Origin of the sequence: Hyphococcus formosus (genome assembly GCF_046736345.1) — a bacterium.
Lineage (GTDB): Bacteria > Pseudomonadota > Alphaproteobacteria > Caulobacterales > Parvularculaceae > Hyphococcus > Hyphococcus formosus.
Genome location: NZ_CP157210.1, coordinates 3,127,522 through 3,148,566 on the forward strand (window position 1 = coordinate 3,127,522; position 21,045 = coordinate 3,148,566).

23 protein-coding genes are annotated in these 21,045 nt (G+C 53.3%); 9 read left to right on the plus strand and 14 right to left on the minus strand.

Annotated elements, in window-relative coordinates; genetic code table 11:
• Positions 1–4: 4 nt before the first annotated feature.
• From ABFZ83_RS14590 to purD, 3 genes are read right to left on the minus strand one after another with little or no spacing between them, the layout of a single operon-like run.
• Positions 5–283: a TMEM165/GDT1 family protein gene (locus ABFZ83_RS14590; RefSeq protein ID WP_411817284.1), complete on the minus strand. Its 279-nt coding sequence runs from the start codon at positions 281–283 to the stop codon at positions 5–7.
• Between the two features lie 5 nt (positions 284–288).
• The gene (locus ABFZ83_RS14595; protein WP_411817285.1) at positions 289–1,170 is read right to left on the minus strand and encodes an alpha/beta fold hydrolase; all 882 of its coding nucleotides are present in this window, start codon (positions 1,168–1,170) and stop codon (positions 289–291) included.
• Positions 1,170–2,441 carry a phosphoribosylamine--glycine ligase gene (purD, locus tag ABFZ83_RS14600; RefSeq protein ID WP_411817286.1) on the minus strand — a complete coding sequence of 424 codons (1,272 nt, stop codon included), beginning with the start codon at positions 2,439–2,441 and terminating at the stop codon, positions 1,170–1,172. The genes ABFZ83_RS14595 and purD overlap by 1 nt, the downstream gene beginning before the upstream one ends.
• 68 nt (positions 2,442–2,509) lie before the next feature.
• Between purD and ABFZ83_RS14605 the strand changes: the two genes are divergently transcribed.
• Positions 2,510–3,946: a hypothetical protein gene (locus tag ABFZ83_RS14605; protein ID WP_411817287.1), complete on the plus strand. Its 1,437-nt coding sequence runs from the start codon at positions 2,510–2,512 to the stop codon at positions 3,944–3,946.
• Between the two features lie 81 nt (positions 3,947–4,027).
• Positions 4,028–4,249: a hypothetical protein gene (locus tag ABFZ83_RS14610; RefSeq protein WP_411817288.1), complete on the plus strand. Its 222-nt coding sequence runs from the start codon at positions 4,028–4,030 to the stop codon at positions 4,247–4,249.
• A 135-nt stretch (positions 4,250–4,384) separates the two neighbouring features.
• Here the strand turns inward: ABFZ83_RS14610 and ABFZ83_RS14615 are convergent, their stop codons facing one another.
• The 3 genes from ABFZ83_RS14615 to ABFZ83_RS14625 form a co-directional block, all read right to left on the minus strand.
• The gene (locus ABFZ83_RS14615; RefSeq protein WP_411817289.1) at positions 4,385–4,861 is read right to left on the minus strand and encodes a hypothetical protein; all 477 of its coding nucleotides are present in this window, start codon (positions 4,859–4,861) and stop codon (positions 4,385–4,387) included.
• Positions 4,862–4,866: 5 nt separating this feature from the next.
• Complete coding sequence (locus tag ABFZ83_RS14620) at positions 4,867–6,108, minus strand: sulfite oxidase (RefSeq protein WP_411817290.1); 1,242 nt, start codon at positions 6,106–6,108, stop codon at positions 4,867–4,869.
• 84 nt (positions 6,109–6,192) lie between these two features.
• Positions 6,193–7,989 carry a tetratricopeptide repeat protein gene (locus ABFZ83_RS14625; protein WP_411817291.1) on the minus strand — a complete coding sequence of 599 codons (1,797 nt, stop codon included), beginning with the start codon at positions 7,987–7,989 and terminating at the stop codon, positions 6,193–6,195.
• Between the two features lie 186 nt (positions 7,990–8,175).
• On the opposite strand from ABFZ83_RS14625, the gene xseA reads away from it, so the two are divergent.
• From xseA to ABFZ83_RS14655, 6 genes are all read left to right on the plus strand, one after another.
• Complete coding sequence (gene xseA / locus ABFZ83_RS14630) at positions 8,176–9,633, plus strand: exodeoxyribonuclease VII large subunit (protein WP_411817292.1); 1,458 nt, start codon at positions 8,176–8,178, stop codon at positions 9,631–9,633.
• 72 nt (positions 9,634–9,705) lie between these two features.
• The gene (locus ABFZ83_RS14635; RefSeq protein ID WP_411817293.1) at positions 9,706–9,930 is read left to right on the plus strand and encodes a DUF2093 domain-containing protein; all 225 of its coding nucleotides are present in this window, start codon (positions 9,706–9,708) and stop codon (positions 9,928–9,930) included.
• Complete coding sequence (locus ABFZ83_RS14640) at positions 9,920–10,963, plus strand: M23 family metallopeptidase (protein ID WP_411817294.1); 1,044 nt, start codon at positions 9,920–9,922, stop codon at positions 10,961–10,963. Before ABFZ83_RS14635 ends, ABFZ83_RS14640 begins: the two co-directional genes overlap by 11 nt.
• Positions 10,964–11,063: 100 nt before the next feature.
• On the plus strand, positions 11,064–11,258 hold the full coding sequence (locus tag ABFZ83_RS14645; protein WP_411817295.1) for a bacterioferritin-associated ferredoxin: 195 nt from the start codon (positions 11,064–11,066) through the stop codon (positions 11,256–11,258).
• A gap of 132 nt (positions 11,259–11,390) precedes the next feature.
• Complete coding sequence (gene bfr, locus ABFZ83_RS14650) at positions 11,391–11,867, plus strand: bacterioferritin (RefSeq protein WP_411817296.1); 477 nt, start codon at positions 11,391–11,393, stop codon at positions 11,865–11,867.
• Positions 11,868–11,869: 2 nt separating this feature from the next.
• Positions 11,870–12,202 carry a Kazal-type serine protease inhibitor family protein gene (locus ABFZ83_RS14655; RefSeq protein ID WP_411817297.1) on the plus strand — a complete coding sequence of 111 codons (333 nt, stop codon included), beginning with the start codon at positions 11,870–11,872 and terminating at the stop codon, positions 12,200–12,202.
• Here the strand turns inward: ABFZ83_RS14655 and ABFZ83_RS14660 are convergent, their stop codons facing one another.
• The 4 genes from ABFZ83_RS14660 to ABFZ83_RS14675 are packed head-to-tail and all read right to left on the minus strand — an operon-like array spanning position 12,203 to position 16,159.
• Positions 12,203–13,138: a lysophospholipid acyltransferase family protein gene (locus tag ABFZ83_RS14660; protein WP_411817298.1), complete on the minus strand. Its 936-nt coding sequence runs from the start codon at positions 13,136–13,138 to the stop codon at positions 12,203–12,205.
• Between the two features lie 2 nt (positions 13,139–13,140).
• Positions 13,141–14,133 (minus strand): tetraacyldisaccharide 4'-kinase, encoded by a 993-nt coding sequence (gene lpxK, locus ABFZ83_RS14665; protein WP_411817299.1) that lies wholly within the window; start codon positions 14,131–14,133, stop codon positions 13,141–13,143.
• The gene (locus ABFZ83_RS14670; RefSeq protein WP_411817300.1) at positions 14,130–15,449 is read right to left on the minus strand and encodes a 3-deoxy-D-manno-octulosonic acid transferase; all 1,320 of its coding nucleotides are present in this window, start codon (positions 15,447–15,449) and stop codon (positions 14,130–14,132) included. The genes lpxK and ABFZ83_RS14670 overlap by 4 nt, the downstream gene beginning before the upstream one ends.
• Positions 15,446–16,159 carry a lysophospholipid acyltransferase family protein gene (locus ABFZ83_RS14675; RefSeq protein WP_411817301.1) on the minus strand — a complete coding sequence of 238 codons (714 nt, stop codon included), beginning with the start codon at positions 16,157–16,159 and terminating at the stop codon, positions 15,446–15,448. Before ABFZ83_RS14675 ends, ABFZ83_RS14670 begins: the two co-directional genes overlap by 4 nt.
• 99 nt (positions 16,160–16,258) lie before the next feature.
• On the opposite strand from ABFZ83_RS14675, the gene ABFZ83_RS14680 reads away from it, so the two are divergent.
• On the plus strand, positions 16,259–18,031 hold the full coding sequence (locus tag ABFZ83_RS14680) for an ABC transporter ATP-binding protein (RefSeq protein WP_411817302.1): 1,773 nt from the start codon (positions 16,259–16,261) through the stop codon (positions 18,029–18,031).
• Between the two features lie 2 nt (positions 18,032–18,033).
• Here ABFZ83_RS14680 and ABFZ83_RS14685 read toward each other — a convergent pair whose 3' ends face one another.
• Genes ABFZ83_RS14685 through ABFZ83_RS14700 form a run of 4 tightly spaced genes read right to left on the minus strand, consistent with a single transcriptional unit; the run spans position 18,034 to position 21,042 of the window.
• Positions 18,034–18,729 carry a fused DSP-PTPase phosphatase/NAD kinase-like protein gene (locus tag ABFZ83_RS14685; protein ID WP_411817303.1) on the minus strand — a complete coding sequence of 232 codons (696 nt, stop codon included), beginning with the start codon at positions 18,727–18,729 and terminating at the stop codon, positions 18,034–18,036.
• 8 nt (positions 18,730–18,737) lie between these two features.
• The gene (locus tag ABFZ83_RS14690; RefSeq protein WP_411817304.1) at positions 18,738–18,971 is read right to left on the minus strand and encodes a DUF4170 domain-containing protein; all 234 of its coding nucleotides are present in this window, start codon (positions 18,969–18,971) and stop codon (positions 18,738–18,740) included.
• A gap of 23 nt (positions 18,972–18,994) precedes the next feature.
• Positions 18,995–20,338, minus strand: coding sequence for a TldD/PmbA family protein (locus tag ABFZ83_RS14695; protein ID WP_411817305.1), 1,344 nt, complete (start codon positions 20,336–20,338; stop codon positions 18,995–18,997).
• 56 nt (positions 20,339–20,394) lie between these two features.
• Entirely contained in the window at positions 20,395–21,042 is a 648-nt protein-coding gene (locus tag ABFZ83_RS14700) for a glutathione S-transferase family protein (RefSeq protein WP_411817306.1), read from the minus strand.
• Between the last annotated feature and the right edge of the window lie 3 nt (positions 21,043–21,045).

Consider the following 21,045-nt stretch of genomic DNA (forward strand, 5'->3'; position numbering starts at 1 on the left):
CTTATTATACAGCGCGAAAATGCTCGATCACCATCAATGCGCCGATAAGAATAAAGCCGGCACCGGCGATCAGTTTAAGGGGAAGGGCACTTACAAAGCGGTCAGCTGCGGCCCCAAGTAATACAGCCGCCGCAGTTGAAAGTGTGAGGGCGGCAGCAGCGGCGAGGAAAACCATCCATTTCGAATGACCACTGTCGCTTGCGAAAAGGACGGTCGCGAGTTGGGTTTTGTCGCCAAGCTCTGCGAGAAAAACGGTAATAAAGATGCTTAGAAATGCAGCCATTGAACTTAACTTTCTGATATGCTGTGAAATCTGAAAAATGCTTTTAACGTGCGCTCAGGTGATTCTGTATGCGGATAATGACCGATGTCATTCAATAGATAGGCCGTAGCCTTTGGTACCTGCTCGCAAAAATAATCATAAAGATGTTTCCCAGAAATGGGGTCTGTTCCGCCATTGATAAGGCAGAGCGGAAGATGTGTGTTTTTCAATGCGCCAACCCATCGCTCGCGATTTGCCTTCCGTTGCGGGATGTATTGTAAAAGCTTGTGAAAGACTTTTCGACCATTTTGCTCAGTTAGAAACGCCCAATGGGCATCTATTTCTGCCGCGCTTGGTTTCGTGTTTGGCCCGAAAATCCCGTTAAACGTATCGCGCAGTTTATCGCGACTGAGCATAGCACCCAAAAGCGGCCCCAGCGGCGACAGGCCCAGTTTCTGAATTGTCAGTGCTCTGTGTTGTTCGGGGAAAAGCCCGCCATTTAAAAAGCACATAGATTTGATGGCAAAGCTGAGCGCGCCTTCATTATGCCGGGCGAGAAGTTCTTGCCCGACACTGTTGCCGTAATCATGCGCGAAAATATGGGCTTCACTTACGCCAAGATGGCTGAGCAGTGCTTCTTGCAGATCGGCCTGGGAGACAATCGAATAATAGGTGCTTGTCGGTTTATCAGAAAGCCCAAAGCCCAGCATGTCCAATGCGGCAAGGTTAAAGTTTGCCGATAAACCGTCCCAGATTCCGGTCCAATCCCATGATGAAGTCGGGTAGCCGTGAATTAAAAGAAGCCACGGCTTTTGTTCTGACGGGTCGGCTGATGTCCAAAAGGCGATACGTGCGCCATTCACGTCGAAACTCTGTGCAAATTTGCGCCAAGTCTCGACATTTTTCATCAGCGTTTCTCCAATGCCCGCCAAGCAATGTCCTTGCGGTAGAACCCTTGCGGCCAATCGATGGCGGCAATGCCCGCATAGGCGCGTTCGACCGCTTCATCGATGGTTGCCCCCGTCGCCGAAATGTTGAGCACGCGCCCCCCATTGGCAACGATTTCACCATCATTAGACTTGGTTCCCGCGTGAAAAACAACGACGCCGGGCAGTTGATTTGCGGTGTCTATACCGCCAATGGGCGAGCCTTTTTCATAGCTTCCCGGATATCCATCCGCTGCCATGACGACGAGCGCTGCCGCGTCGTCGCTCCAGTCGAGGGTCACGCCATCTAATGCGCCGGTTGCTGCCTTATAAAGAAGGGGGAGAATATCACTCCGTAGGCGTCGCATTAAGATCTGACATTCCGGATCGCCAAACCGCGCATTAAACTCAACAAGCCGAGGCTTTTCGTTCTCGATCATTAAGCCCGCATATAACACACCGACATAGGGCGTGCCGCGTTTAGCCATTTCTGCGACAACCGGTTCAATAATCTCGCGCATGGTGCGGTCATAAACGGCCTGTGTGAATACCGGTGCCGGGCTGTAAGCACCCATGCCGCCGGTATTGGGGCCCTTATCACCATCGAACGCGCGTTTGTGATCTTGCGCATCGAGCAGCGGGACTATCGTTTTGCCGTCAGTGATGGCAAAGAAACTGGCTTCTTCGCCATGCATGAATTCTTCGATAACGATGGATGCACTGGCTGCCCCGAATTGCCCGGCGAGCATATCGTCAACGGCCGTTTCGGCGTCTGCCAGCGTTTCTGCAATAACAACGCCTTTGCCTGCCGCCAGCCCATCGGCTTTGATTACATAAGGAGCGGTTTGATCACGCAAGAATGCCTTTGCCGGTTCCGCATCCGTAAATTTGCCATAGGCCGCCGTCGGCGCGCCCGCAGCCTTGGAGACGTCTTTCATGAAACTTTTCGATGCTTCAAGTTGGGCGGCCGCGCGATCAGGACCAAAACATGCTATGCCTTTGTCTCGTAGAAGATCGCCCAAGCCGGCGGCCAATGGCGCTTCGGGTCCAACAACGACGAGGTCAATCTTGCTTTCTGCTGCAAAATCCGCAATCGCCTCAATATCACCATCTGATAGAGGCAAAGTTTCACCAAGATGATTGAGCCCAGGGTTCCCAGGTACCAAATATAACTTTGACAATTCGGGACTTTGCGCGATTTTCCATCCGAGCGCATGCTCCCTGCCGCCGCCACCAACTAACAGGACTTTCACTTGGTCAGTCTCCTTTTTTCTTACCCCGCGTTTAAGCGTCTAATGCGCTGCGATCAATGTCGCGCCGCATGACGAATGACGAGACCAAGCCGGATTCGCCGGTCGGACCCAAAAAAACCTCGCCTAAACCGAAAAAAGGCGTTCTGGGGAGAATTGCGTCCGGATTACCGGGGCGGCAAGCGGCCCGGCGGTTAATGCGTCCGTGGCGGCGTTTTAGCACGCGGGTCATGAATTTCCTGACCGCAAATGACCGGCGGCAACGGCGTTCGGCATTTGTTTTGGCGCTTTCGATCAATTTGATCGTGCTGACCTTGCTTTCGACCTTTGCGCGCGTCCGGATCTGGATACCAAATGCCCCGAGCGACACCATTAGCATTACGCTGGTCGAAACATTGCCTTTTGACCTGCCTTTGCGGGACCCCGAAATTTCACCAGAGCCAGAGCCGGAACCTGAACCAGAGGAACCCGAACCGGAGCCAGAGCCCGAGCCAGAAATAGTTGAGGAGCCGGAAATCGAACCGGAGCCAGAGCCGGAACCGATCCCCGAGCCCGAGGAACCGGAAATCACCGAGCCTGAGCCAGAGCCCGAGCCTGAACCAGAGCCTGAAACCGAATCGGAATTACCGGAGATCAATCTTGATCTTGATCCGCAATTGGCTCCGCCGGCCGATGCGCCGGAACCGCTCATCCCCGAACCTGCGCCAGCCGAAGAAGATGAACTGATCTCGCCGACGCCAGAGCCCGAACCACAGATTGCAGAGGAAGAAGCGCCGGAACCCTTGGTTTCCGAAGACCCGCAATCGGACCCGGAGGTCGGCCTAGATGAAATCCTTGGTGAGGATGAGGCTAGCGGCGATGATGAAGCGATAGACGAAGATCTGGCCGAACTCGAAGCGCCTGAGGAGGTCGTGGAAGAGCAGCCATCGGGTGACGATATGTTCGATGAAGAGCCTGTCTTTGGCCGCCGTACTTTTGTCCGTCCGCAAGTGGCCTTACCGCAGGTCGATTTCGGTGCACCCTTGCCTGAGGGCGAAGGGGCCATTGCGCCGGGTTCATCCGGGGTGGTCGCGATTTTCTGTCCCGAAGAATTTGACGACGAAGACAAAGCCGAAGAATGTGCGGGCCGCAGAGAAATCCGGTCGGGCTGGCGACCCGGTGCCAGCGGTGAGGATTGGAGCCGCGCAACTGAACTCCTGAAGCGGGATCGTGCGGCCGGAAAAACCGGTCCTGATCTCGACAAAGTGGTCGGCCCTGCAACCGCGCGTCAGTTGGAGGCGGATCGTTTGCAACGGGATCTTGAAGATCTGCGACGGCCCAGCGGCGATATTAATGGGCTTGCCGATAGTGCGGATGATAATCTCATGCGCGGGGTCGAGGGTAATCGCGCCGGCACTGGGCCGAAACCATTCGAGCCGTCCTGGACCTTGCCGGATAATCAGGGCGAGCTAAGCGAAAAAGAAATCGAAGAGTTAAAGCGCCAATTGGAAGAAGCTGAGAATAATTAAATTTTGCCTTAGTCCAAAAAAGCGGCTTGCGCATTGTACATTCAATTCCCAATTCGACTGCATTCGGTTGGAGAGTGGAAAATGTTAGAAAAAATTGGATTGGCCGCGCTTGTCGTTCTTATCGCGTCGGAGAGTTTTGCTTTTTCTGAAGCGGTCTTGTGGACCCTTACGGCCCTGATGCATCTCGGAAAGATTGCGATGGAAGGAACCTTCGTCGTGTCCGGCTTGGTCGGTATTGTGTGCGGGTATTGGATCCTGCGGAGCGCAATTGCCAATCGCGAGGAACCGGCACCTTCGGCGTAGTCTACCACGGTATGAAAAGGCGGGGATAAATTTCCCGCCAAATTTTTTTCATTAAATTTTATCCCCCTCGGTCAGCACGGCCCCATACTGCGTGACAATATTTAGTCACGAGGGATTTAAGTGCTGATCGGAAATCTATTCTGGGGACGCATCTGTACCAAATTCACGGCTGAGATAGCCGTGGATCAGCGCGCGCGTATCTGCGGGCGGTTCTGCCATGCCCTGTTTTGTAACCATCCAATCGAGAAGGTAATCCCAGCCTTCGGATGTTTGCTGCTGTTGCATGACAATCTGAAGCGTATGACAGGCGGCGCAATAAGCGGCGGTCTCTTCATGGCCGGGTGTGCGAGGCAGGCCCCAATAATCGTCACTCGGATCAAATTGCGCATTTGCGCTTTGGGTCATGGCTGTTTGATAGGGATTAAGCGCAGCATAGGCCGGCGCATAATTGATCGCCGCATCGGCGGTCTCTGCCATAATGGCAATGGGGTCCGCGCTTTCTTGCGCCAATGCTTCGGCGTCCATTTCTGGCGGCGACATCAGTTTCGTCAGTGTAAATACAATAGCGACCATGCCGATGATGATCGCAATTCGGGTCAGGTGATCACGCATGTCGATTACACCGCAAACATGGCAATACGATGCTGAAGGTTGTTCAGATATCCGCGCGGGTTCCAGCCCGGTTGTGTCGCCGGTTGCATGACGCCCGCGTCATCGGTGGCGCGCGCCCAGATTTCAAAATAGCCCGCTTCCGGCAAGGTCAAATCGGTGCGCCAGTGTTGCCACGCATAACGATTGACCGGCGCATCAAGGCTTACCTGTTGCCAGGTCGCGCCGAAATCAATCGAGACATCCATCGCTTTGACGGACCGATCACCGGCCCAGGCATGTCCGCGCACCTCAAACGGTTCGCCGGGCGCAACGCGAGACGCAGTGACCGGAGCCGTAATCACCGAACGGACCGGCATCGATTCGATGATCTTCATGTCCTCATCGGCAACTTCGACGCCCGGAGCCACCGGGAAACGCGGCACTCGATAGGATTGGCCCGTCATTTTCGGGCCATCATGGACCTGATCGCGCACCCAGATTCGCGTGAGCCATTTTTGCGAACAGGAGCCGGGCCAGCCCGGGGCAATCACCCGCAATGGGTGTCCATTCAAAAGCGGAATATCGCCGCCATTCATCGCAAAAGCGATAATGGTGTGCGGCTCAAGTGCTTTTTCGATGGGGATTCCGCGAGAGATCGGTGTTTTTTCCGGATCACCCGAAAGATGCGGATCGGCACCGTAATGCCCGGTGTAAACGGCTGTCTCTTTAAGACCGGCCCTTGCCAACACATCGGCCAGCCGTACGCCCGTCCATTCCGCGCAGGAAATCGCGCCGAAAGACCATTGATTACCGCGCGCCGCAGGCGTCATGAACCGGCGACCATTGCCGCCGCATTCGATCTGCAATTGCAATGTCACCGGATCAAAATCATTGCGCAAATCGTCAATCGAAAGGTCAAGCGGTGTTTCGACTTCGCCATCAATCACCAATCGCCAATTGGCGATGTCCGCGTCGGAAAAAGTCGGCGTCAGGCCGTTATTCCGCACAAACATGTGTTTGCCACTGGTGACCGCTTCATCAAGGAGTTGCGGCGGCGTCTCCGCATTGAGCGGTCGATCGCTCAAAACGGACAATCCGGGTTTACCATCGATCGATCCGTCCAACGCCTGCGCCACGGCCTCTGGCGAAAGGATCGGTTTCAACCCGTCCGGCAAATGGCGTCCAAAGGGAATAGGCAGACCGAACGCAGCGCTAAAGGCTGCCGCGCCGGTACCGGTCATGATGTCTCGTCGATTAATGGTTCGCATAGAAAAACTGCTCCTAAGTATAGAATTTATATTGAGCAGTTTTTCCGTTCTTGCGAAGCGGCGGCAGCAAAATGTGAGTGCGACTTAAAGCTGCGTCAGCTCCGGGGCCGATTTTTTCGGTCCGGCCCACGCCTGCTTGAACAATCGGTCCGCATATTTCGCGGCGTCTTTATCGCCCTGTGCTCGATAGGTTTCCGCAAGGCCGTAAAGCACCCACGCATTGTTTGGCGATGCCGTAAGCGTTTCAAGGAACAATTGTTCAGCCCGTTCGGTCTGACCGTCCATCAAGACAAGCGCGGCAAGGGTTTGCTTCGACGGATAATACCAATAGGCCGGCTCCATATAGGGAAGGGCTTCTTGGAGCGCGGTCGCATTTTCCATTGCCTCAATCGCAGTCGCCAAATCGCCTTCTGCCAGCGACGCGCGGGCGGTGACGGTCAATTGCGCTATACGCATAATATCAAGAACCGGAACGCCGCCATCAGCAAGCGCTGAGAAATCTGCGTCGCTGATCAATGCGCTGATTGCCTCGGCCTCGGCGCGCGCGTTGTCGACGTCACCACGCTTTGCATAGGCTTCACCGCGCGCATAATGCCACGCGCCTTTCAGGAAGGGCAGTGTATCGCCGGGATCCTCCGCAGACAGAATTTCATCGCTGTCCGAAAATTGAACCATGGCGAAATAGGGCGCAGCTTTGATCGGTTGAATCCAGGGCGCGGCATCGGCCATATCGAGCGGCAGTTTGGCGTTCAGTTTCTCCGCCATAATCATCGCCGCATCGCCATCGCCCGCCATTTGCGCCGCGGTGAGAGCAAAGTGAACATTGTGGGTGAAATACCCATATTCATAAATCCTGCTCGCATCATCGGTGCCAGCAAGATAGGTCTCATCGGCGGCCACTGCGTCGATATTATGATCGAGGGCCTGTTTAAACCGGCCAATGCGGAAATAGGTATGGGAGGGCATATGAATTAAATGCCCGAGGCCTGGCGACAATGCGGCAAGACGGTCAGCATGGTCGGCTGCGCGATATGGGTTCTGCGACGCTTCCGTCATATGGATATAAAGGTGAATGGCCGCCGGATAATCCGGGTTCCGGGCAAGCACGGTTTCAATCAAAGAGATCGTACGCGCGGTTCGCCCCTTTGGTGTGCGGGCATCCGCTTCCCAGTAATCCCATGGCTGCGTATCCATATTGGCTTCGGCGGCGATACTCGCGACGAAATCATCATCGGGATATTTTATCGCAACCGCGTCCATGGCATCGGCAAAGGCGTTGTCTAGTTTTGCGCGATCATCAATTGGTTGCGCTTCATAGCGATAGCCGAGCGCATTAATCAGCTCACGCTCTTTTTCGTCAGCATTCGAGCGAAGCGCCAGCGCTTTGTTGATCGCTTCCCAAGCTGGCGCAACGGCATCGTCACCCATGGGCGCATTAATATTGGGGCCGAGCGCATAAGCCTCACCCCAAAAACACATGGCGCATTCAGGATCGATTTTCTGCGCCTGTTTAAACGCTTTAACCGCAGCGCCATGATTGAAGTTGAACATGTGCGCAAGACCTTGATTGAACCATGCCTGCGCTTCTGGCTTGGAGGTTGTAACCGCGAATTGAATATGTCCGAGATTACTTTGCAGCATGTTTTCGGTGTCTGTAGCGTCGTCACTTTCCGCCGCGTATGCCGTTGCCGCCGATACAAAGAACGCGCGCCGCATGGCAAAGCCGTCGGTGCGTTCACCGCAAATCGATTTTGCAATCATCAGCGGGTGCAAGAAAGGAACTGCGTCTTCGTTCTGTTGCTGGCTGTTAATGGCCGTAATGCCGAAACCGCCGAGTACGAAACTGGCCGCAGCGGCGCTGAGTAGGAATCTGGCTTTCATGACGATCTCCCCCATAAATCTTAAATCGGTCGCATGTGAATGCTGAAATACCCCAAGACGCGCGAAAGACATCGCGCAGAATATTCAACTTATACGAAAAACCGACTACACCAACCACGACCGCAAATTTTGCACACTTATGCCCAAGCGGTTATCTGCGCCGCTGAAATGTGATTTAACACAAAAATGACGGAAAAAAAAATCGGCAATGTTCACGAATATACGGTCTCTGAATTATCAGGGGCGGTAAAACGCACGATCGAAGATACCTTCGGGCTTGTTCGGGTGCGTGGCGAGCTGGGGCGGGTCACCCGCGCGGCATCGGGGCATATGTATCTCGATCTCAAGGATGAAAAATCTGTAATTTCGAGCGTCATGTGGAAGGGCATGGCCGCACGCCTGACGATCAAGCCTGAGCAGGGCATGGAAGTCATCGCCATGGGGCGCATGACCACGTTCCCTGGTCAGTCGCGTTATCAGTTGGTCATCGACTCGCTTGAGCCCGCCGGGGTTGGGGCGCTGATGGCGCTTCTTGAAGAGCGCAAAAAGAAATTTGCCGCTGAAGGGCTTTTCGCCCCGGAGCGCAAACGCCCATTGCCATTCCTGCCAGAAGTGATTGGCGTTGTGACGTCACCCTCGGGGGCTGTGATCCGCGATATTCTGCACCGGCTGCGCGAGCGTTTTCCGCGTCACGTGGTTGTCTGGCCAACATTGGTGCAGGGCCGCGGGGCAGAGGAAAAAATCGCTGAAGCGATCAAGGGGTTCAATGCGCTCGGGCCCGATAGCACTGTTCCGCGCCCGGATGTTTTGATTGTCGCGCGGGGCGGTGGCTCGCTTGAAGACCTTTGGTGCTTTAATGAAGAAATTGTCGTTCGGACGGCGGCGGCCAGTGAAATACCGCTGATCTCTGCGGTGGGGCATGAAACCGATACGACCTTGATCGATTATGTCTCTGACCGGCGCGCGCCAACACCAACCGCTGCGGCAGAGTTTGCAGTGCCGGTTCGTTCGGAATTGTTGAGCGAAGTTTTGAATAAAGAACGACGCTTTGCCGGCGCGGCGACCAGAACGATCGAACAGCGCCGCACCGCGTTGATGTCTGCGGCGCGCGGTTTGGGCCGGCCCGAAGATATTCTTGGGGCCGCAACGCAGCGGCTTGACCGCGCCTCTGATGGGTTGCGTTCCGGACTTCGGGCGCGGCTTGATACTGCGCTGACCCAGGTGGCTCGCATTGGCGGGCGGCTCACGCCCAATCTTTTGGCGGCGGGTTTTGCCAAGCGTGAAAATATCATCGGCCAATATTGGTCGCGTATTTCTGACCGAACAGACCGGGTCATCACCGACCGAAAATCACGCCTTGCCTCATCGGCCCGGGTATTGTCGGCTGTCTCATATCAAAACGTACTTGAACGTGGTTTTGCGCTGGTGCGCGGTGATGACGGGCAATTATTGCGCCGCGCGGCGGATAGTAAGTCCGTCACGGGCGGGCAAATTCAGTTCGTCGACGGGACCCGCGATTTCTTGTTTGACGGCACTTCGGTGCCATCGAAAAGCCCTAAAAAGTCTGTAAAATCAGGGGCAACCAAGACAGCAACAACCGAAAAACAGGCGAACAAGCCGAAACAACAAGGCTTATTTGACTAAAATCTCGCTTTGACTAGCGCCTTTTGGGCGCGATAATGATGCATAGAAACGACAAGAGGCATTTGGCACTTTATGAATAGTTTTGAAACGCTCGGCAGCGGCGAAGAAGCCATCATCGAATATGACGATGGTGATTTTCATATTGTGAAACCGGGCTCTTATGTCGTTTGCGCCGTAACGAGCGCGAAAATTCCGCTCAAGGCATTGCGCTATTGGAGCGTCGACCTGCAAGAGCCTTATGTGGATGCTGCGGCAGCGCTAAAAGGCATGAACGTAAAAGGGGGCGATGATGCGTAATCTGTCTTTCTTTCGCGCGGCAATGTGTGGGGCAAGCCTGCTCGCGGTAGGGCTAAGCGGCGCATTTGCACAAGACGCTAAGCATACGGATGATATTCCGACGAGCGACAATGCGCTTATTGAGGCCGGGAAAAAGGTCAAAAACCTGCAAAACGAAGGCGAAAAAATAGATCTCGCAAAGCGCGCAAAATTCACTGAGGCGATGAACGATGTCGCCGAACGTCAAAAAGTGTTCGCAGGGTCTCCCGATCATTTTACAATTGAAGGGTCGTTCGCGCAGGGTGGATTGCTTTTCGGACAAACGGAGCGCGGCGCGAAAGTCACGCTCGATGGCGACAATGTATTGGTCGATAATGATGGCCGATTTCTGATAGGCTTTGGTCGCGACAGTGCATTGTCTGCGCTGCTCGTTGTGACATTGCCGGATGGAACGGTTGAACGCCGCGCAATTGAAATCGAAGATCGTGAATTTCCGGTAGACCGGATCGACGGCATTGATCAGTCAAAAGTCTCCGGTTTCACCGAGGCGCAACTTGCGAAGATTGCCGTTGATAGAGAGAAAAAGAAGGCCGCAAGAAAGGAATCCCATGAGCTTGCCGATTGGCTGGCCGGATTCGACTGGCCGGTCACGGGCCGCATTAGTGGCGTTTTCGGCTCTCAACGCATTTTGAATGGTGAGCCGAAAAATCCGCATTCGGGCGTCGATGTCGCCGCGCCAACCGGCACCCCCATTCTCGCGCCGGCACCCGGCGTCGTCCGGCTTGCCGAGGACGATATGTATTTCGAGGGGGGGCTCGTGCTTTTGGATCACGGTCACTGGCTCGAATCGGCCTTCCTGCACATGTCGCGGATCGATGTTGAGCCGGGCCAAAGGGTTGAAAAAGGGGACGTAATCGGTGCTGTCGGTGCGACGGGCCGCGTAACGGGTCCGCATCTTCATTGGAGCCTGAAATGGGCAGGAATGCTCGTAGACCCGCAGCTCACCGTGGGGCCAATGCCGCTCAAAGAGCTGTCGAACAGCGCCGGCGAGTAGGGCGATTCTTGTCAATAATTTTGTAATTGACAATCATTATCATTTGCACCATCTTTAGCGACGGCCCAAACGGGGCTTTCTAACGAGATGGTTCGATCACATGTATGTGTGCATTTGTAATGCGTTGAGGGACAAGGAACTCGCTTCAGCGAGTAGCGATGCGCGGAATGTCGCCGAGGTTTTCCGGCGCTGCGGACGTCGCCCGAAATGCGGTAAGTGCCTGCCTGATGTTGCAAAATTGATCGAAGAGTCTCGAGAGCGCCAAAACGGCATTTGCAAACTCGCTGCTGAATAGGCGGTTCTACCGCCACGCTCCCTTTATTTGAAAATTTCTGCGCTATTGCTTCTCGCTTGCAAAGATATCGCTTTGTCTGCGGGAACAATTGAGTATTTTGCGTGTACTTAATTTAAAAGGAGAGTTGATTCCGTGAAAGGTGATCAGAAAGTAATCGAATATCTCAACAAGGCGTTGAGACTGGAACTGACAACGGTCAATCAATATTTCTTGCATGCGCGCATGTTCAAAAATTGGGGCTTTGAACGGCTCGCAAAAGTTGAATATGACGAATCAATCGATGAAATGAAGCATGCGGACAAATTGATTGAACGCATCCTGTTTCTCGAAGGTCTGCCGAATGTTCAGGACCTCGATAAAGTATATATCGGTGAGTCGGTTCGTGAGGCGCTGGAATGTGACTTGCGCGCAGAACAACGAGCACACCCGCTTTATAAAGAAGCGATTGGTTATTTCGAGACCGTGAAAGATTATGTCAGTCGCGAGATTTTGGTTGAGATCCTCGAATCTGAAGAAGAGCATATTGACCATCTCGAAACGCAACTTGAGCTTATGGACCGTGTCGGCGAGCAGAATTACCTGCAGTCGCAAATGTCTGTCGGTGATTAATCATGCGCTTATTGGCAATCATCGCCTTTGCCTGCCTCGGGCTTACTGCCTGTAAGACCGTCTCCGGTGGTGATGAAATCCCTGCGGCGGCGACTGGTGAAATGTGCGGTGGAATCGCGGCTATACCATGTGCAGATGAGAGCGATTTTTGCCGCTATGAAGTTGGCAGTTGCCGGTCGATTGCCGATGCCGCAGGTAAATGCACAAAGAAACCGCAAATTTGTACGATGGAATATCGTCCGGTTTGCGGCTGTGACGGCAACACTTATCCCAATTCGTGCGCTGCTGCTAGCAACGGGACAAGTGTTGCGAGCGAAGGTGCCTGTACGGAATAGTCAGGTGCCTTTTGGCCAGCGCCGGTGGAACCACAGCCACTGGCCTGGCCGTTCTCGGATAAACTTTTCCAACGCTTCGTTCATCGATTTTGTCAAAGTGTAGATGTCATCATCAATCTTGCCAGTTTGATTGATTGGCAGCGGATCATGAAATTCAACTTTGAATCGTGCGCCTCCCAATCGGTCTATGCTTACCGGTACGAGCGGGATGTTATATTTTAGCGCCAAGCGTGCGGCAGCATTCAACGTCATGGCGGGCCGACCTAAAAAGGGTACGGAAATACCGCTATTTAGTTTCTGATCCGTGAGCATGAGCAATGATCGATTGTTGCTCAGCGTTTCTATGATGGCGCGATTACCGCGTTTTCCCTTCGGGATTTGATGGCGGGTCATCACTTTCGCCCGGCGTTTGATTATGTACTCATCCGTTAGAGGATTGTTTGCGGCGCGGTAAACAAGGCTTTGGTCTATGCCAAGCGATTGAAACGCTGTCGGTAAGACTTCCCAATTTGCAAAATGCCCGGAAAAGAAGATGGCGTTGCCGCCATTGTCTGTAAGGGTTCGAAGCTTGTTCTCATTAATGAGTTCAACCCGGCCATTTGCGAGATTGGGTTTTAGTTGTTCGAGATGGCTAAACTCCGCAGCAGTACGGCCAAGGTTTTCCCAGACGTCTTTTGTGGTCGCTTTAATTTTTTCTTCTGACCAATCCGGAAAAGATTTTCGTATATTATCTTCGGCGCGTCGCGACACCGGCCTTATGAGCGGGCCAACAATGCGTAGAAACTTACCGGATACGAATGATGCGGTATCGATGCCCAGGACTTTGAAAAAGCCAGTCAGCAGCAGTACAAAGCCAAGTTCGACCCTGTGGGTAAAGGTGACAGGGCGGTCCGTACGCCGTTGTGGCAGGGGAATCTCAAGGGGCGTTTCGTTCATTATTACGTTGATGGCCGGTTGTCTGCGGTTGAGTGAATTATAGACATTATTCTCTGTCTCAATCCATCTGGATCATCGAGGGCCATAGTGATTTTCAATGTCGCGACATCTTGTCGATATTCCGGCGGTAATCTGACAAAATCCTTCTCGGTCGTCATAAGTTGGGCATCTAACGAAACCGCCTTGCGGCGCAGTATGTCCAATTCAGTTGGTGCGTATTGATGGTGATCGGGGAAGCCTATTGCCTTTTCGACCGTAAATCCATTTTTCGCGAGAAGGTCGAAAAAACCCTGCGGACGACCAATGCCCGCAAAGGCGATCACTTTCATTGGCTCTATGGCCCCAACTGCTTCACGCCAAGCATAATGATCAGCAGGATGAGCAAGTTTGGCGTCGTCTATATTATCGCCAACACCCACAACAATATCCGCGCGCTGTCTGGCATCATTTAGGCTTTCGCGAAATGGTCCCGCCGGAAATAAATGTTCTTGGGAATTTGTGATTTCGTTGTTTACCAGAAGAATGGATACATCTTTATAGATCGTTGGATTTTGAAAGCCGTCATCCATGATGATTGCTTGCGCGCCGTGTTTTGCCGCAAAGGCCGCGCCTGTTGGCCTATTGCGCGATACTATTGTTGGGCCCTTGGCGGCTAACAATAGCGCTTCATCACCGACTTCGTCCGCAGTGTGCTGATCTCGGTCGACCAAGAGTGGCCCATGTGCGGACCCACCATAGCCGCGGCTGAGAAAAAAAACCTCAATACCGTCCTCACGGAGGAGGTCATAAATACGAATGGCGAGCGGCGTTTTACCGACGCCGCCAACAGTCGCATTCCCAATGCAAATAATCGGAATGGATGCGCGCTGCGTTTTCGTCATAGCGCAACGGAAGTGATGGCCTGCGCTATAAAGATAGGCGAGAGGTTTTAGCGTAGTTCGGACAGCCTTCGCGGCGATCGTATCACCATGCCAAAACCACGGCTCCTTCATCATTGAGCTCTTTCCGCGGCGGGTAAATTAGGCACGAGGACAGAGCACACATCGTTCAGAATCCGCTCAGCATTGCTCTCGGCGGAGCTTCGCGCAGCGTCTGTCATGGCGCGGCGGGTTTTGTCGTCAGCAAAGAGCCGCCTTACAGCGGATGCAATTTCGCGCTCGTTACGGACCAAAGCAGCGCCGCCACTAACCCGCATGCTGGCGTAGGTTTCTACGAAGTTGAAGATATGTGGCCCATGAAGAATTGCCGCGCCTAGTCTTGCGGGTTCTAGCGGGTTGTGGCCACCTTTTGCCGTCAGGCTTCCGCCCACGAAGCTGACATCGCAGAGGCGGTAAAACAGGCCCAATTCACCTAGTGTATCAGCGATATAAACATCGGTATCCGGCGCAATGGCCTGTGATTTTGAGCGTTGGGCGTAAGTCAGTTCATTTTCCGTACAGATTTGCGCGACAGTGTCGCCCCTTCCGGGGTGACGCGGCGTGATGATCGTCAGTAGGTCCGGAAAATCTGTGCGTAGTATCGTAGCAGCCGAGAATATCGTTTCCTCTTCACCCGGATGAGTACTCGCCGCGAGCCAGACATGACGCTCACCTATCTCGCGCTTTATTGTCGCCAAGGCAGCTTCATCGCCGGGCAGGGCGGGTGCCGCATATTTCAGATTGCCGAGGGTTTTTACCTCGCGCCCGGATAGCGTGGTTAAGCGGTCTGCATTCTGCTGATCTTGGGCGATGATCGTATCGAATGATGAGAGGATGAATTTAATTGCGTTCGGTTGCCGCTTCCAATCTTCGAATGAGCGCGGCGAGATGCGGCCATTGACCAGCGCCATATAACTCGCCTTTTCGCGGGCTTTTAAGATCAAGTTTGGCCAGAATTCTGATTCGACAAAGATCGCCGCATCTGGTCGCCAATGGTCCACAAAGCTCGAGACATAATCCGGATGGTCGAGTGGAATAAATTGATGAAACGCACCCTCAGGCAAACGTTCCTTCATTAGGTCCGCCGATGTCACTGTGCCAGTGGTCACAAGGAAATTAAAATCCGTGTGCAATGATTTCAGATGCTCAACCAAAGGGATGACCGAAAGTGATTCACCAACGCTCGCCCCATGAATCCAGATCAATGGCCCCTCTGGGCGCGGCGTGCTCGCGATGCCTTTTCGCTCGTCAATACGATTGGGATCTTCTTTTCCAGCTTTTAGCCGGCGTCTCAGCGCGAAGGACGCTATTGGCTCACCGGCGCGACTAATCGAGCGGTAGAGCTTTAATCCCAGAGGTTCTCGCAATTCCGTATTCATGTCTGGCGAAGTCATTCTTTCTCCAGGTCGCTTCGTCCCGCAAGCATGTCGACCTTTTGTGTAACGTCTTTCAAAGCGCGCTCTAAGTTTAGTCGGATATTCTCAAGGTCCTCAGGGCTTGCGGAGGCCGGAACCGTGATCGGCGGCCCTGCGCGGTAATAGCCTTTGGACAAGGGGGCTGCCAATAGGAACCGGTCCCATGTGGACAGGCGCGTTCCACGCGATACGGAATATGCCGCAGGGATGATCGGCGCGCCGCTCATCTGTGCGAGTTTGATTACCCCAGGCTTTACAGTCTCTCGGGGGCCTCTGGGCCCGTCCGGGGTGAAGCCCACGACTGAGCCTTCCTCCAGCGCCGCAATCATCTGTGCAATTGCCGACGCACCATGTTTGTTCTTTGAGGCCTTCTTAGGGTTACTCGCTGAGCCGCGAATAAATTCAATTCCGAACCCGCGCACGCCTTTCGCAATGATTTCGCCATCCCGGTGGGCAGATATTAACATATAGACAGGTAGGTCGGTTTCCTTTCGGATCGCGGCCCCCATGAGCAAGCGGCCGTGCCAGAAAGCGAGGATCACACCTTTATTCTGCGCGACAGCGCTTTCGAAATATTCACGCCCCATAAGCGTCCAGCGCGTCGTTCCATAGACGAGACGGATATAGGCACCGATGGCATAGCTGGCCATGAGGAGGATGAAGGGGCTTTTCGCGAGGCGTTTGAGCATGACAAAAGGGGGTTCCCCAATTTCTCCGATGGGTCAATAGCTTGCGAATAATCGCGGCACTGGCGACAATACCGCAACTGAATGTTTATAGGAGTATATGTGAGCGCGAAATCTGCACCGCAATTTGCGACAAGCTGGTCGCTCGCGCGCCGATTGTGGCAGGGCTATCTTTCGCGGTATTGGCCACGCCTCGCCATGTCACTGGCGTTTATGGCGGTCTATTCGGGTGCAAATGCTGCGATTGCATTTGGTGTGGAATGGATATTCGCCGGGCTTTCGGGAGAAAACGAGACGGATGCTCCCCAACTTTCCCGGATCGCATTATTCGGCCCGGTCGTCATTATTGGGCTCGGATTAGTTTATGCAGCGTCCCTTTATTGCATAAACCGCCTCAACGCCGGTGCCTCACTTTCCGCGCTGCGTGATCTCCAAAATGATATGTTTGCGAAACTCACTGCACTTGATTTCGCGCAAACCCGGAAAGACGCCTCGGGCCAGATTATCTCGCGTTTTACGAACGACATTACTGTTCTTCGTGAAACGTTAAATCGGGTGGCAAGTGGCGTCCGCGACGTGCTTACCTTTCTGGGCCTATGTGCCGCTATGTTGTGGTTTGATGCGATCCTGTTTCTGATCGTAATCGTAATATATGCCGGTGTTGGTTTGTTCGTTGGCCAAATTGGCAAAATGCTGCGATCCGCTTCGCGAAGTGCACAGGAACAGGCCGGTGATGTGACCTCGCTCATTGGTGAAAGCGTCGCTGGCGCGCGTATGGTCAAAACCTTTCAAATCGAACCATTAGAACGTGCCCGCGCGAGTGCGGCGTTCGACGAACGATTGCGTTTGATGAAAAAAATGGCCTACACGCGGGCGATGAACGAGCCCATCATTTTTGTGGCGGGTTCTGTTGCGATTGCTTTGGTCATTGCTGTGGTTGCGATGCGTATCGGTTCGGGGGCGATTGCGTTCTCCGAATTCACCGGATTTATGACAGCGCTGATGTTATTGTCCTCGCCTGCACGCGGTTTAGGTACGCTTCATGCGGTTACACAAGAGGGGTTTGCTGCGTTCGAGCGCGTCCTGTCTTTAATCGATCAAAAACCAACAATTGTCAGTAAGCCGAATGCAACCGAATTGGTTGTCAGTCATGGGGCAATCAAATTCGAGAATGTCGAATTTGATTATGGCGACGGCAAAGGTGCGCTGAAAGGCATTGATCTTGAAATCCCGGCCGGGGCGATGGTTGCTTTTGTCGGTGCGTCGGGGGCAGGGAAGTCGACGTTACTAAATTTGTTACCCCGGCTTTATGACCCTAGCGCTGGACGGATTTCGATTGATGGCACCGACATCAAAGACGTTTCCGTGAGGTCTCTCCGCAAACAAATGGCACTCGTCTCGCAAGATACAATCTTGTTCAATATGCCCGCGATGGAAAATATTGCATTTGGCAAACCGGAAGCGGGCCGGAACGATATTGTTCGTGCAGCGATTGATGCGTCGGCCAATGATTTCATTGCGGCTCTGCCTCATGAATATGACACGCCATTAGGCGAAGGGGGGGCAAATTTGTCAGGCGGTCAAAGGCAGCGAATTGCGCTTGCCCGGGCTTTTCTGAAAGATGCGCCAATCCTATTGCTTGATGAGGCAACATCAGCACTCGATGCGGAATCAGAAGCTAAGGTCAATGATGCTTTAAGGCGTCTGACTAAAGGGCGAACGACGCTCGTCATTGCCCATCGCCTGTCTACCGTAAAAGATGCTGATATGATTGTGGTGCTGGATGAAGGCAAAATTGTCGAAACAGGTACGCATGAATCCTTGACGGAGCAGGGCGGTATCTATGCGAAACAGGCCGCTTTGCAATTCGTTTGAGATTATTCGCGTCTCAAGATGATTTCTGAAAGAAGCGAGCCAATGGGGGTTGGGCGAAATTCTTTTTTTGTCTCGATTGGATCATAATGCGTTTCGACCCAATCAAAGAAACTTTCGATATCACTGAGCGCAATCCCATGCTCTTCGGCAAATGCGATATAATTAGCGAAGGCGAAGTCTATCACGCCTGTTTTGCCGTGTTTGACATGTCCATATTTAAATGTGAGCTGCTCCAAGGCTTTATCAAGCGGCACATCCTCGTGGAAAAAGAGGAACAGAGTCGCCATCAAGCCAGCGCGATCAGCACCGGATTTGCAATGCATGATCGCCGGATATTCGATTTCATCGAACAGCGACTTTGCGTCTCGCAATATTTCTTTTGACGGCGCGTCGCGCGAAAAGACCCGAAAATTGATGAGGGTGAGGCCCAGCTTCGCACAGGCTTCTTCTTCGAGAAATAAAATGCCGTTAGGTTTTGGCCCCCGAAGGTTAATAACCGTCTTTATGCCGCGCTTTTTCCAGTTAGCCAGATTTTGTGGTGACGGTTGATAGGTGCGCCACATCTTTCCTTCAGCGACTTCATGCGTGTTGTCATAGAGTTTACGCAAAAATCCATGATCGCTGAGCATCAACTCCCGCCAGGCGCGTTTGCGTCCGGCGGGGGTTGAAAATTCTTGGCTGGTAAGGGCTGACGCCATTGCGCGGCTTAGAATTTGCCGTCGCCGTCCGGATCCAGAAGCTTGTGCATGTGCACGATGAAATAGCGCATATGCGCATTATCAACCGTGGATTGGGCTTTCGAGCGCCAAGCTTTGGTTGCCGACTCATAGTCGGGGTAGACGCCGACGAGGTCGAGTTTGTCTAGATCGCGAAAGCGAACTTCTTCGAGGTTTTCAAGCTCGCCGCCAAAAACCAAGTGCAGTAATTGTTTGTCCGACATGGATCAACTCCGATAGATGTAAATTAGTCGCCTGCAATTGTCATTGCCGGCAATAAAACGCTAGGCGCGTTGATTGCGCCGCGGAATTCGAGATCATCTGCCGGTATCAATCCGGCAAACATCTCAAGAATGTTTCCTGCAATGGTAATCTCACTAACTGGGTAAGCAATATTTCCGTCCTCGAACCAGAAGCCGGAGCAACCGACGGAATAATCACCAGTATTCGGATTAACTTGCGGGCCAAACATATCAGTTACGAGCAGGCCGTTATTTGCGTCTTTTAACAAACCTTCGAAACTGGAATCTCCGGTTTCGAGATAAAGGTTTGTTGAGCCTGACCCTGGGGCACCGCCAACGCCGCGGGTGGCGCGCCCATTTGTTTCCAGGCCTAATTGCTCGGCTTGCGCTGTGTTCATGTACCAAGCTGTCAGTACACCATTTTTTATAAGGTCAATTCGGGAATTTGTTACGCCTTCACCATCAAATGGCCGCGAACCGGCGCCGCGCCTAATATGCGGATCATCAACGATGTTAATTCCCTCGGCGAATACGCGCTCCCCCATCTTATCTTTGAGAAAGCTGACGCCGCGCGCAATCGCACCGCCATTCACCGCGCCTACAAGGTGCGATAAAAGTGATCGAGATAGGCGATTATCGAAGACGACTGGTGCCGTCTGACTTTTCAGTTTGCGGGGACTAAGACGACGGACCGTCCGTTCACCAGCGTTTTTGCCAATTAATTCCGCCGCCAAAAGATCGGTTATGTGCGTTTTCGAATCGTAATCGTAATCGCGTTCCATCCCATTTTCGTCTTGGGCAAGAACGCTGACTGAAACTGAATGGTTCGAACCGCCGGATTGCCCGAAGAAACCATGGCTGGTCATGAGCCATTTTTGGCCTTCGCTGTAGCTAGCGCCGGCACCGGAGGAATTTACAACGCCTTCGACGGCGAGTGCCGCAGCTTCACACTCAGCGGCGCGTTCTTTCAGGGCTTCTGTGCTGGGTTCCGCATAATCACCCAGATCAAGATCTTTGAACGGCGTAGACGCCAATCGATCTTTCGGTGCAAGACCACAATAAGGATCCTCTGGTGCGGCTTTCGCCATAGCGGTGCACCGTTCCGCTAATTCTTTCAATGATTGCCGAGAATGATCGGTAGTTGAAACCGACGCCTGTTTCTTGCCGACGATCACCCGGAGGCCCAAATCGGACCCTTCAGCGCGTTCTACGTCCTCAAGGTTGCCCATGCGCCATGAGACCCCGTGAGATACGGAATGGTAAAACACTGCGTCTGCCGCTTCGGCTCCGGCTGCGGTGGCGTCGGCGATCAATGTCGCGAGAATATCTTGAGCTGTTTTGCTTTGCATGGCGCGGAGATAAAGGCTTGCGGCCAGCTTCGCAAGTTAGGAACGGTTGCAGGGCGTCAAGTATTTCCGATTTCTAGCCGTGCGCCATCTTCCCATTTCTTAAAGGCCGGAAGCGCGATCATCATGTCGCGATAGGCGCTCGCTTCAGCAGAAAGTGCTACAGGGCCGTAGGTTACCAGCCGGGACACCACCGGTGCGAACATTGCGTCCGCAATAGAAAACGCACCGAATAAGAACGTCCCGCCAGCCGGTTTTCCGTATTTTTTGCGCGCCATGGTCCAAAGGTCATTAATTCTGTCGATGTCTCGCTGAACCCCGCCAGTTGTCAGGTGGTTCATATCGCGGCGCGTCACATTCATCGGCCAAACAGTTCTGAGGGCGGTGAACCCCGAATGCATCTCGGCGGAAATCGCTCTTGCGATGGCGCGCGCGTTGATATCGGCTGGCCATAGCTGTTTTTCTGGGTAGGCGTCGTTGAGGTATTCCGCGATGGCGAGCGAATCCCAGATGACAAGATCACCGTGGCTGAGGCAGGGTACTAAGCCGGACGGCGATTTTTGCTTTAACGCGTCCCGGCTATCGGGCCGATTAAGTTTAATATTTTCTTCTGTAAACGGAATACCAGCATGCTCAAGAATGATCCAAGGTCGCAATGACCATGAGGATAAGTTCTTATCACCGATAATCAGTTTGATCTGAGCCATGTT

Excerpts from the sequence above, each read along its gene's own strand:
- ABFZ83_RS14590 (WP_411817284.1), bottom strand. The coding sequence starts at position 283 with ATGGCTGCATTTCTAAGCATCTTTATTACCGTTTTTCTCGCAGAGCTT.
- ABFZ83_RS14595 (WP_411817285.1), bottom strand. The coding sequence starts at position 1,170 with ATGAAAAATGTCGAGACTTGGCGCAAATTTGCACAGAGTTTCGACGTG.
- ABFZ83_RS14605 (WP_411817287.1), top strand. The coding sequence starts at position 2,510 with ATGACGAATGACGAGACCAAGCCGGATTCGCCGGTCGGACCCAAAAAA.
- ABFZ83_RS14610 (WP_411817288.1), top strand. The coding sequence starts at position 4,028 with ATGTTAGAAAAAATTGGATTGGCCGCGCTTGTCGTTCTTATCGCGTCG.
- ABFZ83_RS14615 (WP_411817289.1), bottom strand. The coding sequence starts at position 4,861 with ATGCGTGATCACCTGACCCGAATTGCGATCATCATCGGCATGGTCGCT.
- ABFZ83_RS14620 (WP_411817290.1), bottom strand. The coding sequence starts at position 6,108 with ATGCGAACCATTAATCGACGAGACATCATGACCGGTACCGGCGCGGCA.
- ABFZ83_RS14625 (WP_411817291.1), bottom strand. The coding sequence starts at position 7,989 with ATGAAAGCCAGATTCCTACTCAGCGCCGCTGCGGCCAGTTTCGTACTC.
- xseA (WP_411817292.1), top strand. The coding sequence starts at position 8,176 with ATGACGGAAAAAAAAATCGGCAATGTTCACGAATATACGGTCTCTGAA.
- ABFZ83_RS14635 (WP_411817293.1), top strand. The coding sequence starts at position 9,706 with ATGAATAGTTTTGAAACGCTCGGCAGCGGCGAAGAAGCCATCATCGAA.
- ABFZ83_RS14640 (WP_411817294.1), top strand. The coding sequence starts at position 9,920 with ATGATGCGTAATCTGTCTTTCTTTCGCGCGGCAATGTGTGGGGCAAGC.
- ABFZ83_RS14645 (WP_411817295.1), top strand. The coding sequence starts at position 11,064 with ATGTATGTGTGCATTTGTAATGCGTTGAGGGACAAGGAACTCGCTTCA.
- ABFZ83_RS14655 (WP_411817297.1), top strand. The coding sequence starts at position 11,870 with ATGCGCTTATTGGCAATCATCGCCTTTGCCTGCCTCGGGCTTACTGCC.
- ABFZ83_RS14660 (WP_411817298.1), bottom strand. The coding sequence starts at position 13,138 with ATGAACGAAACGCCCCTTGAGATTCCCCTGCCACAACGGCGTACGGAC.
- lpxK (WP_411817299.1), bottom strand. The coding sequence starts at position 14,133 with ATGATGAAGGAGCCGTGGTTTTGGCATGGTGATACGATCGCCGCGAAG.
- ABFZ83_RS14670 (WP_411817300.1), bottom strand. The coding sequence starts at position 15,449 with ATGACTTCGCCAGACATGAATACGGAATTGCGAGAACCTCTGGGATTA.
- ABFZ83_RS14675 (WP_411817301.1), bottom strand. The coding sequence starts at position 16,159 with ATGCTCAAACGCCTCGCGAAAAGCCCCTTCATCCTCCTCATGGCCAGC.
- ABFZ83_RS14685 (WP_411817303.1), bottom strand. The coding sequence starts at position 18,729 with ATGGCGTCAGCCCTTACCAGCCAAGAATTTTCAACCCCCGCCGGACGC.
- ABFZ83_RS14690 (WP_411817304.1), bottom strand. The coding sequence starts at position 18,971 with ATGTCGGACAAACAATTACTGCACTTGGTTTTTGGCGGCGAGCTTGAA.
- ABFZ83_RS14695 (WP_411817305.1), bottom strand. The coding sequence starts at position 20,338 with ATGCAAAGCAAAACAGCTCAAGATATTCTCGCGACATTGATCGCCGAC.
- ABFZ83_RS14700 (WP_411817306.1), bottom strand. The coding sequence starts at position 21,042 with ATGGCTCAGATCAAACTGATTATCGGTGATAAGAACTTATCCTCATGG.